11 protein-coding genes are annotated in these 14,407 nt (G+C 36.7%); 9 read left to right on the top strand and 2 right to left on the bottom strand.

Annotation, left to right across the window (positions count from 1 at the left end; all coding sequences use genetic code 11):
• Positions 1-94: 94 nt before the first annotated feature.
• Positions 95-493, top strand: coding sequence for a hypothetical protein (locus KHA94_RS05980; protein ID WP_213101156.1), 399 nt, complete (start codon positions 95-97; stop codon positions 491-493).
• Between the two features lie 91 nt (positions 494-584).
• Positions 585-2,255, top strand: coding sequence for a ribonuclease J (locus KHA94_RS05975; protein ID WP_213101155.1), 1,671 nt, complete (start codon positions 585-587; stop codon positions 2,253-2,255).
• An 883-nt stretch (positions 2,256-3,138) separates the two neighbouring features.
• Here KHA94_RS05975 and KHA94_RS05965 read toward each other — a convergent pair.
• Positions 3,139-3,960, bottom strand: coding sequence for a helix-turn-helix domain-containing protein (locus tag KHA94_RS05965; RefSeq protein WP_213101153.1), 822 nt, complete (start codon positions 3,958-3,960; stop codon positions 3,139-3,141).
• A 371-nt stretch (positions 3,961-4,331) separates the two neighbouring features.
• Here KHA94_RS05965 and KHA94_RS05960 point away from each other — a divergent pair, with 371 nt between their 5' ends.
• From KHA94_RS05960 to KHA94_RS05945, 4 genes are all read left to right on the top strand, one after another.
• Positions 4,332-5,762, top strand: a complete 1,431-nt coding sequence (locus KHA94_RS05960; protein WP_249365324.1) for a class-III pyridoxal-phosphate-dependent aminotransferase — start codon at positions 4,332-4,334, stop codon at positions 5,760-5,762.
• 459 nt (positions 5,763-6,221) lie between these two features.
• Complete coding sequence (locus KHA94_RS05955; protein WP_213101152.1) at positions 6,222-7,658, top strand: aldehyde dehydrogenase family protein; 1,437 nt, start codon at positions 6,222-6,224, stop codon at positions 7,656-7,658.
• Between the two features lie 438 nt (positions 7,659-8,096).
• On the top strand, positions 8,097-8,414 hold the full coding sequence (locus KHA94_RS05950) for a hypothetical protein (protein ID WP_213101151.1): 318 nt from the start codon (positions 8,097-8,099) through the stop codon (positions 8,412-8,414).
• Positions 8,415-9,538: 1,124 nt separating this feature from the next.
• Positions 9,539-10,402: an NAD(P)H-dependent flavin oxidoreductase gene (locus KHA94_RS05945; protein ID WP_213101324.1), complete on the top strand. Its 864-nt coding sequence runs from the start codon at positions 9,539-9,541 to the stop codon at positions 10,400-10,402.
• Between the two features lie 120 nt (positions 10,403-10,522).
• On the opposite strand, the gene KHA94_RS05940 is transcribed toward KHA94_RS05945, so the two are convergent.
• On the bottom strand, positions 10,523-11,719 hold the full coding sequence (locus KHA94_RS05940; RefSeq protein WP_213101150.1) for an MFS transporter: 1,197 nt from the start codon (positions 11,717-11,719) through the stop codon (positions 10,523-10,525).
• A 230-nt stretch (positions 11,720-11,949) separates the two neighbouring features.
• On the opposite strand from KHA94_RS05940, the gene KHA94_RS05935 reads away from it, so the two are divergent.
• From KHA94_RS05935 to KHA94_RS05925, 3 genes are all read left to right on the top strand, one after another.
• Complete coding sequence (locus KHA94_RS05935) at positions 11,950-12,408, top strand: nucleoside deaminase (RefSeq protein WP_213101149.1); 459 nt, start codon at positions 11,950-11,952, stop codon at positions 12,406-12,408.
• Positions 12,409-12,721: 313 nt separating this feature from the next.
• Entirely contained in the window at positions 12,722-14,071 is a 1,350-nt protein-coding gene (locus tag KHA94_RS05930) for an acyclic terpene utilization AtuA family protein (RefSeq protein ID WP_213101148.1), read from the top strand.
• A 12-nt stretch (positions 14,072-14,083) separates the two neighbouring features.
• Positions 14,084-14,395 carry a DUF4387 domain-containing protein gene (locus tag KHA94_RS05925; protein ID WP_213101147.1) on the top strand — a complete coding sequence of 104 codons (312 nt, stop codon included), beginning with the start codon at positions 14,084-14,086 and terminating at the stop codon, positions 14,393-14,395.
• Positions 14,396-14,407: the final 12 nt, after the last annotated feature.

Below are 14,407 nucleotides of genomic sequence, written 5' to 3'. Positions count from 1 at the left end.
CTGTAATGGAGAAAAATAAGTGGAATTAAGGGGGACAAATTGTGTTGATAAATATGGGGAGCTTTATGGAGAAAATTTGGGATGCTTAATAATTATGTCTATCTTATTTTTAGCTGCTTGTTCGAAGGAAAAAGGTTTTGAACTAAAATCTTCTAAAGTGGATATTGTAAATGACAAAAGTAAGACAGGGACAATAGTGATTTCCGATGAACATAAGGAAACTGAAATAATACCCACTTCTTTATATTATGAATTTGAAATAAAAAACAACGGGAAAACAATTGATTCATCTGATAGATTTCAAATTAAAGTAGAACCTTCTGCTGAATTAAGTGGAGAAATTCAGAAAATTGAAGTCCGAAATTTCTTTTCTTCCAATGGCTTAGGGTGTGGATGGGGATTATCGCCCATACCTCTTAAGACAAAGGAAAATGGAATTGCGACTGTTTATTTTCACTTAGGCACTCATAGAGATTTTAAGGAATGTACTTAAAGTATTTATAGGAAGCTCGAGCATTCACCCCGCTGATAAAGGGAAACCCAAAGGGCATATTAAGATTATATTTAAAGTGGGGGGATTAAATTTGAGTACAAAAGAGAATGCGTTATCTATCTTCGCTTTAGGCGGTTTGAATGAAATCGGGAAAAATATGTATGCAATCGAATATTCAAACGATATCGTGATTATCGACTGTGGAAATAAGTTTCCAGATGAAAGTTTATTAGGAATTGATTTGATTATCCCTGATATGGCTTATTTAGTAGAAAATAAAGATAAAGTCAGTGCTTTAATTGTTACACATGGACATGAAGATCATATCGGAGGGATCCCGTTCTTCTTAAAAAAATTGAATGTACCCGTTTTTGCTACGCGCTTCACACTAGGATTAATTGAAATCAAATTAAAAGAACATAAACTTCTCAGAGAAAGCGAACTTATTGAAATCAACTCAAACTCAAAATTGAAAATCGGAGAAATGAATGTAAGCTTTTTCAAAGTGACTCATAGTATTCCTGATTGCTTGGGAGTGGTCTTTCACACACCAGAAGGGAATATTGTACATACGGGGGACTTCAAGTTCGATTTAACCCCTGCGAATAATGAGCATGCGGATATTCATAAAATGGCTGAAATCGGCAAAGAAGGGGTCTTGCTTTTATTGTCTGAGAGTACCAATGCAGAACGTCCTGGTTTGACCCCATCGGAACAAATGGTAGGTGAACATGTGGAAGCAGCTTTCATGAAAGCCGAACGCAAAGTGATTGTTTCTACCTTTGCTTCGAATATTAGTCGTGTTCAGCAAGTCGTAAATGCAGCGCAAAAAACGAAACGAAAACTTGCGTTACTTGGGCGAAGTATGGTTAATGTTGTAGCGGTGGCTATGGAACGTGGTTATTTAACAGTTCCTGCTGGAATGTTAATTGCCCCACATGAGATCAATGAAATGGCTCCTGAAAAGGTGGCAATTTTATGCACGGGGAGTCAAGGAGAACCATTGGCTGCTCTTGCCCGCCTGTCCACTGGAAACTTTCGCGGTGTCGATATTTTGCCTGAAGATACGGTTATCATTGCAGCAGGTCCAATACCTGGGAACGAACGTAATGTCACGAGTATTGTAGACAACTTATTTGCACTTGGAGCCAAAGTGATTTATGGATCAGGAAGTACATCCGGCATGCATGTTTCTGGCCATGGTTATCAAGAAGATTTAAAACTAATGCTTACATTAATGAAACCAAAATATTTTATTCCCATTCACGGTGAATTTAGAATGCTACACCATCACCGTTTGTTAGCTGAATCCGTTGGAGTAGAGAAAGGAAACACGTTTATCATCAATAATGGCGATGTCATCGATATTGAACATACCATTGCTCGCAAGACCCGGAAAATACCAGTTGGGAATACCTATATCGATGGGGGAGATGTAGGGAATGTTGGTGAATTTGTATTACGGGATCGCAAACAGCTTTCAGAGGATGGAATGCTCATCATTATTTTACCGATGAGCAAAGCGGAAGGAAAGCTAATTTCAGAACCCGATACCCTATCTCGTGGATTTGTGGATAGAGATTTTTCGGAACTCCGAAGGGACTTGAATCGACTGACTACACAAACGGTTATCGAACTACAAGAAGCAAATAGAAACCAATGGAATGTAATGAAAAAACAAATAAAAAAATCAATACGAGAATACGTATATACACATACTAAGAAAAATCCAATGATCGTTCCTATACTTATTGAAATTTAATAGCTGCGAAGTTTTAAATTTGAATTAATTGATCTTCAACAAACTGGACATATAATGGAATAAGGATTATTGACCTACCATGCAAGGACGATATTTTATGACACTTTCTGGGGGGAGAAATCTATAAAGGTGTAGCGTCAGGAAATCGCATTTCCTGACGCTACACCTAAAGGAATTTTCTCTAATCTATTGATAAAAATTTCTTGTTGACAATTCCCGTAAAATACCTTGGCAAAGTTACAGTTCCATTTACAGTGCAGGTCTGTACAGTCTTTAAAGTGGGATCATAGTTTGAAGAATCTACATTCCATGTCACTTTGGCTTGAATGGGGTGGCTGCCTGAATCGATAACCAAGTCTACTGTAGTTGGCAATCCAAGGGCGTCGGCTGTCCTACGGCAGAAAGCTCTGCAGAAAACACTACGGAAGATCCTATCGTCAGCTTTATATCAATATCTGACATACATGTCAATACAAGAAACTTGCTAAGGCGTTGAATGACTCTGTTGCTAACAATGTCAGTATCCTTTTCTCCATTGCTCTGGATGTATTTCGTAACCATTTTCAGCTCGTTTATGTAAAAGAGGCATACGTTGGGGAATTGAGAAAAAAGGTACTAAAGGAATAATTGAAACAATAGGTTTTAATGCTTGGTTACCTAACTTCCAGCAACTTTTGCACCTTTATTCAAAACACCTTGCATATATTAGCTTGGGCGGAAAGAACCAATTTGAAATTTGTTCCCCAATTTTGCTTTTTTGGAGATGAGAATACATAATTTTCTGGAAATTTTAGTTATTCAACGATAAATCTATATTTCATTCAAACGCTCTAGCAGGGAAAGTCTCTAGTCGAAGCAGATATTCATCCGGTAAATGATCATTCTACTTAGTAATAATGGTATTGTTCTTTAATTGGGCAGGTTTAAATAGATTAAACTTTTTAAAATCATTAATAAGATGAGCTTGATCACAATATCCGAATTCATCCACCACATCTGAAAAAGAGGTGCGTTCATTAGTAAGCAGAAAGAAAGCCTTTTGGAATCTAATGATCTGACTAAAAAGCTTTGGTGGAATTCCAACTATCTCCGCAAACTTCATTCGTAAATATCGATCGGAATAACCAGTATCTTCTACTAGGTCTTTCATATTAAAGTTTCCTTTGGATAAATATATTTTTTTTATAGAATAATCAACAATCGTGGGTATCTCTCTAAAATTTATGCATTTTCCGAATTTTTCAAACAACTTTATCCTCTTATGAAACGAATTTTGTTCTGCTATTCTGTCAACAATTGAATCTTCTAGTGAAATGATATTACAAAGAGGAAGTTTCTTATCTATAATATCAGGCATGTCATTTTTAACAAATTTAATTGCATGCTCAGGTAAAATGCGAACCCCAAAGTGCTCATATCCGGGTTGGAAATGTAATTGTTTAATTTGCAATAAACTACCGTAAATATGAGCAGAGGGTTTTTTCGGATTACAGCAAAAAATAAACTCGATACATCCGTCGGGAAGGGCCGGGACCCAGTCTTTAAGATGATCAATCTTAAACTGATAGAATAATATGATTGGAAGTTGGGCAGAATCCTGTCTTGGTTTTAGCTCTATATAATAATCAGTATTGGATTTCAATCCAGGTTGAAAGGGAAAATAATGAATAGTTTGTAATGTGTTTCGTACGTTTTTATTAATCATAAACTTCCTCCGTTCCTTTGAAAATTTCTAGGAATACCTATGGAGCTTCTTTATAGATATATAAGTGTTAAGAGCAGGTTGTTATTATATTTTTTTACCTTGGAAATTTAGAAAAAAAGTTTGCTACCTATTCTCTAATAGTACGATGCTCTTCTTCTATCACCCACTTTTATATTTTTAGCTAATCAATCATTTCGTTTGTGTCGTGAATGAAAATTTTTCAGAGGCAGTCAAAAATAATTAATAGAATTAAGTTTTTAAAAGATTATATCAAAAAAATAAAAATTTGTAATGTTCCGATTTTTTCAATATTAATCACTAGGAATATAATACACTTAATAGCAACAAAGGGGAAAGGAAGGGATCAAAATATGAGTTTAACAATGCAAAAAATAAACTGGGAGCAAGTTAAAGAATGGGATCGTAAATACCTGATGAGGACGTTTAGTACCCAAAATGAGTATCAACCAGTACCGATTGAATCAACAGAAGGTGACTACTTGATTATGCCTGATGGCACAAGATTATTAGATTTCTTCAATCAACTTTATTGTGTCAATTTAGGTCAGAAAAATCCAAAAGTTAATGCTGCGATCAAGGAGGCTTTAGACCGATATGGTTTTGTATGGGATACTTATGCAACTGATTATAAAGCCAAAGCAGCAAAGATAATTATTGAGGATATTTTAGGTGATGAAGACTGGCCAGGAAAAGTTAGGTTCGTATCAACAGGAAGTGAAGCAGTGGAAACGGCACTGAACATAGCGAGGTTATATACAAATCGCCCACTAGTGGTTACACGAGAACACGATTATCATGGTTGGACTGGTGGAGCTGCTACTGTTACTCGATTAAGGTCATATCGAAGTGGTTTAGTTGGGGAAAATTCAGAATCTTTTTCAGCACAAATACCTGGTTCATCATATAATAGTGCTGTTTTGATGGCGCCATCCCCTAACATGTTTCAGGATGCGAACGGTAACTGCCTAAAAGATGAAAACGGGGAATTGTTGAGCGTAAAGTATACACGTCGTATGATCGAAAACTATGGTCCGGAACAAGTGGCAGCAGTGATAACTGAAGTATCGCAGGGTGCAGGCTCTGCTATGCCCCCATATGAATACATTCCACAGATCCGAAAAATGACAAAAGAACTAGGTGTCCTTTGGATTAATGATGAAGTTCTTACTGGCTTTGGGCGGACAGGGAAGTGGTTTGGATATCAGCATTATGGGGTACAGCCAGATATAATCACTATGGGTAAAGGACTCTCCAGTTCCTCACTCCCTGCTGGCGCTGTCTTAGTTAGTAAGGAAATTGCAGCGTTTATGGATAAGCACCGATGGGAGTCAGTATCCACCTATGCCGGTCATCCAGTTGCGATGGCTGCGGTCTGTGCAAATTTAGAAGTGATGATGGAAGAAAACTTTGTTGAGCAAGCGAAGAACAGCGGCGAGTATATAAGGAGTAAACTTGAACTTCTGCAAGAAAAACATAAAAGTATAGGCAATTTCGATGGATATGGCCTTTTATGGATAGTAGATATTGTGAATGCCAAGACTAAGACTCCTTACGTAAAATTGGACCGGAACTTTACGCACGGGATGAATCCAAATCAAATCCCAACACAAATCATTATGAAAAAAGCGCTAGAAAAAGGAGTGCTGATTGGTGGAGTAATGCCTAATACAATGAGAATTGGCGCATCTTTGAATGTTAGTCGCGAAGACATCGATAAAGCAATGGATGCACTGGATTATGCACTTGACTATTTGGAAAGTGGAGAATGGCAGCAATCCTAATGGTGCCATTTCAGAGGTGTGGTTTTTATGTCTCCTATAGCTTCAATGATGCTGTTCGGGATTAATGTAACCGCTTCCGAATGAGGCATATAGTTATGGAAAGATGAAACTGGTAACTGTTTAGGAAATTGGTCTGCTGAGAGGGAAATCAAAAAAACTCTCCTAAATAAAATATAAGTATTATCGAAAAGGCTTGTTAATTCATAAATGCCACTTTTCAGTAAGGGAATGAAAAGTAAAAAAGATATTGAAGAGTGTAAACATATAGTGGAATGTTGATTAATTACAGATAATTCAGTTTATGAAGCCTGATGGTTAGTAGAATCGGTAAGACTTTTATTTGTAAAGCTATCAGAAGGTCGAAATACGAAACTAGAAAGAAAGAATTTACAACATGGAAGATTACATAAGGAGTCCTTAAATAAGTGATAAAAGTATTTGCAAATGGGGGTCATAAATATGGAAGTGATAAATATGGATATATTTAACAAAACATACACGATGACCATTGACGGGAAGGCCGTATCCTCGGATCGGATGATCAAAGTTATCAATCCAGCCAATGAGGAAGTGATTGCAAGTGCTCCGGATGCGAAGAAAGAGGATTTGGATGCGGCAGTTAGAGCAGCAAAAAATGCTTTCCAAGGATGGTCGCATAAAACAATCGAGGAACGTAGCGATTTCTTGTGCCGGTTAGGAGACGCAATCGACAAGCATAAAAAAGAATTTATGAATCTTTTAACTCTTGAGCAGGGTAAGCCTCGATCAGGAGCAGATTGGGAAATTAGTGGGTCCATATACTGGTGCAAAGAGATTGCAAAACAACGATTGGATGTAGAAGTTATCGAAGAAACACCAGAGCATATCGTTGAACGACACCATACACCGCTTGGAGTAGTGGGTGCCATTACTCCATGGAATTTTCCGGTTCTTCTAGCGATTTGGAAGATTGCGCCTGCTCTCATGGCGGGTAATACAGTGGTATTAAAACCGTCTCCATATACACCTTTATGTACGCTTAAGCTAGGTGAAATCGCTCGTGAGATCCTTCCGAATGGAGTACTGAACATCGTCTCGGGGGGTAACGAACTTGGTCAATGGATTACTGAGTATCCAGAGGTAAGTAAAGTTAGTTTTACTGGATCAACGGAGACCGGTAAAAAAGTGATGCAAAGTGGGGCATCTAACTTGAAGCGAGTTACGTTAGAACTAGGTGGAAACGATGCGGCCATCGTTCTTCCAGATGTAGACCCCAAGGCTATTGCCAAAGATTTGTTTTGGGCATCCTTCCAGAACAGTGCACAATTTTGTGTAGTATGTAAGCGACTTTATGTCCATGAGGACGTATACGATGAGGTTCTTCATGAGCTGGTTGAGTATGCAAAAACCGTAAAGGTGGGTGATGGAAGTGATCCCGAAAGTGATCTTGGTCCAATACAAAATCGGATGCAATATGAAAAGGTAGTTGGACTTATAGAGGATACAAAGCAAATTGGTGCGAAAATTGCCTTAGGTGGGCAAGTGGAGAAACACCCCGGCTATTTCGTTCCCGTTACCATCGTGGATAATCCACCCGAAGATTCCCGAGTAGTAATCGAAGAGGCATTTGGTCCCGTACTTCCAATTTTAAAATATCGTGATTACGATGAGGTCGTCGAACGTGCTAACAGCACGCCCTACGGACTTGCGGGATCTATATGGGGTAAAAATCTTACACTTGCAAAAGTTATAGCAGAAAGGCTTGAGACTGGAACGGTATGGATCAATGAGGTACATGTTTTCTCACCAAGTATTCCATTTGGCGGCCACAAACAGTCTGGTATAGGGATTGAAAACTCTCTTGATGGACTAGCCGAGTATACAAACTCGAAAACAATCATGGTAAACAAAAAATAGATTGTCTAGAGGTCTATCTATGTATCTAAAAAAGAAAGGGTGGAAGACACCATCCTTTCTTTTTTAATCCTAATCACAAAATCTCAAATGTGTAGGATTTAACTACTTCTTATTCTTACTTACATCTTAGTTATGTAAAAAGTGAGAACAATGGTTAAAACCTTTTTGGTTCTATAATTCCATATCTATTAAATTCGGAGGGTCTGATGTGGCTAAAATCTTTAATATTAAGATAAGGAAAATAATATTTTTGAATGACAGTTTTTAATCGGAGAATTGGAAGTAGAATTAGTCCCTCAAGGTACGTTGCCAAAATGGTATTCATGCGGCGTAATACTTGAAGTATCACTCTTGAAAGGGATTTAAAAATGAACCCCAACTGAAAAGTATTTCATAAATTTTTGTTTGCTAAAGTCAGCTTCAGAAAAGGTGAGGTATTTGAGAATAAAAGGAGAAATTTATAAGAGACGATCATATAAAAGTAGTGGTTTTAATTCCTCTTACATCACTTTTATTAGAGTTCATCAAGGAATTATGATAAATGGAGAGAACATTATTATTATTCCTATTCTAAGTGATGAGATGCATAGGTATGAAGTGGGAGAACATATTGATCTAAATGGAAGAATCGAGTTTAAACGCATTATCACCTCTACCGGAGACCTCAGTTTTTTGCCGGTCCCAGTTATTATTCCAGAAGGTGAAATACCCATCAATAAATGTGTAAAGTTTGATGAACATAAGAACGTTGTTTAATTATTTCAGATACACTCATGAAAATTGATTGGTACATGACAAATTACGCTTGCTTAAGATAAGGAAGTAGTCAATGCTCTGATTGTCCTACCAGGAAGGGAGGTAGGTAATCATATTAGAAAACATTTTCCTAGCGCTACCCCTTAACAGTAAGTTCCCCAATCCTCGGCCATTTGGCACTAGAATAATAATAAAAAATGATACAAAGCTTTTTTTATGGGAGTATTCTGATCTCGTTCCAATTTTTGTTCCCACAGGCAAGATCTTCCGTGAGAGTATCATCTAGCATTTTTCCAATGTATAACTTATCTAACTAAATAGAGTAACGGTAGCTTTAGTTGTAGAAGAATAAAGTTATTTTAGGATTTAGAACACATTTTTGTTATTCCATTAATGGCCGGATTGTTGAACAACATAGGTAGAAAATGATCAAACTTTTTTATAAAAATCAAACTTAAATCTGCTGAAGAGGAATCCATTTTGATCAATCTTTTTTTGAAATGGATTCTTTTTTATTTACCATAAAAAACAGGTTTGTATGGTGTTTTTGATCAAACTTTATTTCGATGCAACACTTGACAATGAGAAGACAGCGAATAACTTTGCCTAGATAAATCATTCAAAGAAGAACAAAGGCATTTTCTACTTCATAAAACGCCTTAAGGCGTTCTGTTTGTCTTCAAGGCAACAAACGGTTGTAGAATTGGATGCTGCAAGGCTCGTTGTCTAGAAGAATACGGTGTTTACATGACTTCAATGAATAAACCATTGATAAACAAAGGTTTTCTATATTACCTGTTAAGATAAATGCGGATTTACAACGATAAGCCCATTTTCTAGATGATACCTCCTTTTTTAATAACGTTAGAAAAGTTTTAATGATCTTAAAGAATCTAATGAGATTACTTTCTCTGAATTAAAATGGTACTCATCCAGTAAATTAAAATGCTCTTATCCTAAAGGAGCCGTGTAGAAAGAATAATTTAGGTATTTTGAATTTTTCGTGACAATGACAAATGTAACTATTAGAAGAGGAATTATTATGACATCTTAGAAATAATAAACAAAATAGTTATATGAAATGAGGAATTTAATTGAACTTTCCACAACTGAAAATCTCGCATATGATGCCTACAGTTCCAGTCCTACAGGGTGGAATGGGCGTCGGAATCTCATTAAGCAATCTAGCTTCAGCTGTAGCAAATGCTGGAGGTGTTGGAATTATATCTGGTACAGGAATTTCAGTTGAAGATATGCGTACACATATTAGAAAAGCTAAAAGTCTCTTAAAGGATACAGGGTACATCGGAGTCAATGTATTGTTTGCCATGAATGATTTTGCCGAAAAAATGAAAGCTGCACTTGAAGAAAAAGTTGATTTCATTATTTCAGGTGCTGGGATTTCAAGAGACATGTATGCATGGGGGAAACAAGCTGGAATTCCAGTCATCTCAATTGTCTCTTCTGCTAAACTTGCAAAAATTTCTGAACGACTTGGAGCTGCTGCTGTTGTTGTTGAAGGTTTTGAAGCTGGAGGACATTTAGGAACTGACAGGCCTCTTTTTGACATACTTCCTGAAATTGTCGAAGCCGTTTCCGTCCCAGTTATTGCAGCAGGAGGAATTATGACTGGCTATGATATTGCTAAAGCACTTAGAATGGGTGCATCTGGTGTTCAAATGGGAACAAGATTTGTTGCAAGCGAGGAATGTGATGCCCCTCTTTCTTTTAAGCAAAAATATGTTAATGCTCGTAAGGAAGATACAATTTTAGTTAAAACGACTGTCGGTTTACAAGGAAGAGCAATTACCAATAATTTCACTGATATAATTAGTGGATCAGAGAAACTTAAAATTTCAAAATGCCATAATTGCCTTAAAAATTGCTCTTATCGTTTTTGTACGCTCGATTCCTTGGTTAAATCCGTAGAAGGTGATGTTGAAAATGGTCTCGTTTTTGCTGGTGCAAGAGTAGATGAAATCAAGTAGATCCTTCCCGTCCAAAAAATCATTGAAAAACTAAAAGTAGAATTTCAAGAAGCAATGAAGCAGTAAGATCGTGATGTTAAAAAAAGCATTCGCTAAAAGGACTTTGCGAATGCCAGTTTTTTATTGGATATTAGCACGACGATTTTTCGCTAATATACCAAGATATAAAAGGATAGAACAAAGAATAGAAACGGCAGATAGGGTATAGATAGCGCTATAGCCAAACCAATGAGCGATTTGCCCGAAAAGAATCGCTCCTATCCCGACACCTAGGTCAAAGAAAGAGAAGAACGTCGCATTTGCCATACCTCGGCGATTGCTTGGCGTTTCTTTTACAGACCAAGCTTGTAATGCTGGCTGAACTGTACCGAAGCCTAGACCGTAAAGAATCGCTGCAGTGAAAAGAATGAAGCTATTTGGCAGCCATGCGAGTAACCCCATCGCAATAAATATTAAGATGGTGCCAGGGATAAAAACGGCTTGATGCCCCTTTTGATCATAGATTTTCCCGGCAAATGTACGTGATACCATGAGTGCTAAAGCATACAGCAGAAAGTACCATTGAATGCCTTCCACACCTTCTTGGACTGAATAGAGTGGCAGGAAGGTGGCAATTCCTCCAAATGTAACGGTTATGAAAAATAAGAGCAAGGATGGAGGGAGTGCACTCTTTTCATAAAAATCCCATTTTTTTAACGGTACAGATTTTGGCTCGACCTTTTTATAACGAATGAAAGAAGATAAAATAAATGCAGCTAATCCTAAAACGGCACAAATTAAGAATAATTGCTTAAATGTTAAAACTCCTGCTAAAGTAAGGCCTAATGATGGACCGAAAGCTAAAGCTAAATTACCTGATAGCCCGTAATAGCCCATTCCTTCACCGCGTCTTCTTGTAGGGATAAGATCAGTTGCAATCGTACCAGAGGCGGTAGTAGAAAGTCCCCAGCCTACCCCTTGCACAATTCGCATAATAAATAGAAATATTAAGCTATTAACAAAGCCAAAAGATCCTATAGACAGTACAAATATGATTAAACCAGTTAAATAGACAAAGCGCCGTCCTTTTGATTCCAATGCATGCCCAGCATAAGGTCTAAGGAGAAGTGCGGAGAACGTAAAGATCCCTACAACAAATCCAATTAATTGATCATTTCCTCCCAGCTCTTCTACAAAGAGAGGAATGGTTGGTAAAGTCATTTGAAAACCTAGAAAAACAAAAAAGTTGGACAGAACTATTAATGAAAAATCTTTTGTCCAAATCTTCTCTGAGTTTGATTTATTTTGTGGAGCTTCCTTTGCTAACTGCTGACTCATTCACATATCCTCCTGTTGGTAACTCTCTATAGAAACAAAATATATTTAGAGATACTAAACATATGCACTATTGTACATGAAATAAGGTGAAAATTCTAACTGTAGGATTTCCCCAAAATAAAATTTAATCGGAATCACCTTAGAAATATAAAACTGGACATAGTATTATCTTGATGCTTAAATGTAGGCAAGAATGATTATCCTTAAAATTTTAGAAAGGGGTTCTTTTAATGGATCAATTCATGAAAAGAGCTATTCAATTAGCAGTAGAAAATGTAGAGCAGGGAGGACAGCCTTTCGGAGCTGTACTAGTAAGAAATGGAGAGGTGATCGCTGAAGGGGTAAATGAACTTCATACCCATTTTGATGTCAGTGGACATGCAGAGTTATTGGCGATAAGAAGGGCGCAAGAAATGCTGCAAACTTTGGATTTAAGTGATTGTACCATGTATGCAAGTGGTGAACCATGTGCAATGTGTTTAACTGCGATGTATTTTGCGGGTATTAATAAAGTCTATTATTCAGCAACGATTGATGATGCAGAAAAGGTTGGTCTAGGATTGTCCAAAATGATTTATCTTGATCTCAAAAAAGAGAGACGCGATAGAAAAATTGATATGATTCACATGCCGAATAACCAAAATCTACCTGACCCCATGAAGAATTGGAATGAAAAAGTGAGGAACTAATCTGAGTGATTAGTTCCTCATTTTTTATTTATTCTACTAATTTAAAATATATAATCAGAAAAGAAACAAAAAAATGAATAAAAAGAATTCATCGCCTCAGTTAGACAATAAATATATTATTGGAATATGAAACCGGTTACATTTATATATTGTATGGAACTAACTTAGTTTTTAATTAATATCATATCAAATTACATAATAGCCAATATTCGAATGGCTTTCTTTTTTGAATCATATGAAACCGGTTACATATATGAGATGAAATTAATGATATTTAGTTAATCAGCTAATGAATAACGGAGGTCATAATAATATGTGTGAAGAAATCCGAATCATATCACCATGTGGCATATTGGGTTACGGCTTTCCAGAAGATTCATTTCTTAAAGGTCTGGAAAAAGAAATTCATGGGATTGTGGTTGATGCTGGTTCTACTGATGCAGGTCCTCATAAATTAGGTGCTGGTGTATCTATAGTTAGCAGAAGAGCATCCAAAAAAGATTTAGAAATCATAATAAAAAATGGAGTTCCGAGAAAGGTCCCAATCATTATTGGGTCTGCAGGAGGAGCGGGAGCAAGACCTCACGTTGAATGGGCTTTAGAAATTATTAAGGAAATACTTTCGGAAAACAATCTTGATGCAAAAATTGCTGTGATTTGGGCTGATTTTACAAAAGAGGAGATCCTACAAGCAAACCAACAAGGGAGGATTAAACCTTTAAGCCGTAATATCAAACCTCTAGAAGCGGAAGTTATTAAAGATACTTGTAATATTGTAGCTCAAATGGGGCATGAACCAATCTTGGAAGCTTTAGAGAATAATAGTGATATTATCGTGTGCGGAAGAGCATATGATCCATCTCCGTTTGCTGCTATCGGAATTTATCATCAAAAGGATGCCGGCCTTTCCTATCATCTAGGAAAGATATTAGAGTGCGGGGCATTATGTGCAGAGCCAGGAACAACGAAAGATAGTATAGTAGGAACGATTTATGATCATTCATTTACAGTACAATCTCTAAATCCAGCCAGAAAGTGTACACCAATGACTGTTGCTGCTCATACTTTTTATGAAAAAGAGCATCCTTATCTCTTGCATGGACCAGGAATAATTCTCGATTTAAGTGAATGTGAATTTAAAGAAATAGAAGATGGTGTTGTTCAAGTAACAAAGAGTAAGTTAATTAATACAGATCAAACATATATAAAGCTTGAAGGAGCAAGAAGGGTCGCTTACAGGACTTTTGTTATTGCTGGCGTAAGAGATCCTATTTTAATCGAAAATATTGAGGAAATTGAACAAAAAGTAAAAGAGCAAGTTTCTGACTATTATCCAGAAATTAATAGAGATGAGTATCAAATACAATTTTATAACTATGGAATGAACGCCGTACTTGGTTCAAAGGAAAAGGAACATTTTAACGGGCATGAGATTGGTGTGTTATTTGAAGTTATTGCTAAGAGCCAAGAATTAGCTAATAGTATTTGTGCAACTGTAAGATCGACCTTCTTGCACTATGGTTATGAAAAAAGAAAGTCAACGGCTGGGAATCTTGCCTTTCCATTTGCTCCAAGCGATATGGAGTTCGGTCCAGTATTTGAATTTTCCATCTATCATCTCATGGAAATTAATGAAAACCCATTCAAAATTGAGTACCTATAGGCGGGAGATAATATGGCATCTTTATTTGATTTAGCAAAAGTATTGAGAAGTAAAAACTCCGGACCGTTTGAGATCACGTTAGACATCTTGTTCGATTCAAAAGAAAAGTATGAGAAAGTAAAGCAATCAGGAAGAATTAATACAGAAACAATTTGTAATTTATATAATATTTCCGAAGATCAAGTACATCATCTTGCCTTTTTTGACCAAGCTTTAGGGATTAAAATCACTATTGCAAGAGACATTTCTTCAGGAACAATTGGAGATAGAGATGTATACGGTGCACAGCAACACGCTCCTTTAATGAAGATAATGATAGATTAGGATGGTGATATT

Origin of the sequence: Cytobacillus citreus, assembly GCF_018343665.1 — a bacterium.
GTDB classification, from domain to species: domain Bacteria; phylum Bacillota; class Bacilli; order Bacillales; family Cytobacillaceae; genus Cytobacillus; species Cytobacillus citreus.
Note: the sequence above shows the minus strand (reverse complement) of the source record. Positions and strands in the feature narration are given on the sequence as shown.

Excerpts from the sequence above, each read along its gene's own strand:
- KHA94_RS05980 (WP_213101156.1), top strand. The coding sequence starts at position 95 with ATGTCTATCTTATTTTTAGCTGCTTGTTCGAAGGAAAAAGGTTTTGAA.
- KHA94_RS05965 (WP_213101153.1), bottom strand. The coding sequence starts at position 3,960 with ATGATTAATAAAAACGTACGAAACACATTACAAACTATTCATTATTTT.
- KHA94_RS05960 (WP_249365324.1), top strand. The coding sequence starts at position 4,332 with ATGAGTTTAACAATGCAAAAAATAAACTGGGAGCAAGTTAAAGAATGG.
- KHA94_RS05955 (WP_213101152.1), top strand. The coding sequence starts at position 6,222 with ATGGAAGTGATAAATATGGATATATTTAACAAAACATACACGATGACC.
- KHA94_RS05945 (WP_213101324.1), top strand. The coding sequence starts at position 9,539 with ATGATGCCTACAGTTCCAGTCCTACAGGGTGGAATGGGCGTCGGAATC.
- KHA94_RS05940 (WP_213101150.1), bottom strand. The coding sequence starts at position 11,719 with ATGAGTCAGCAGTTAGCAAAGGAAGCTCCACAAAATAAATCAAACTCA.
- KHA94_RS05935 (WP_213101149.1), top strand. The coding sequence starts at position 11,950 with ATGGATCAATTCATGAAAAGAGCTATTCAATTAGCAGTAGAAAATGTA.
- KHA94_RS05930 (WP_213101148.1), top strand. The coding sequence starts at position 12,722 with ATGTGTGAAGAAATCCGAATCATATCACCATGTGGCATATTGGGTTAC.
- KHA94_RS05925 (WP_213101147.1), top strand. The coding sequence starts at position 14,084 with ATGGCATCTTTATTTGATTTAGCAAAAGTATTGAGAAGTAAAAACTCC.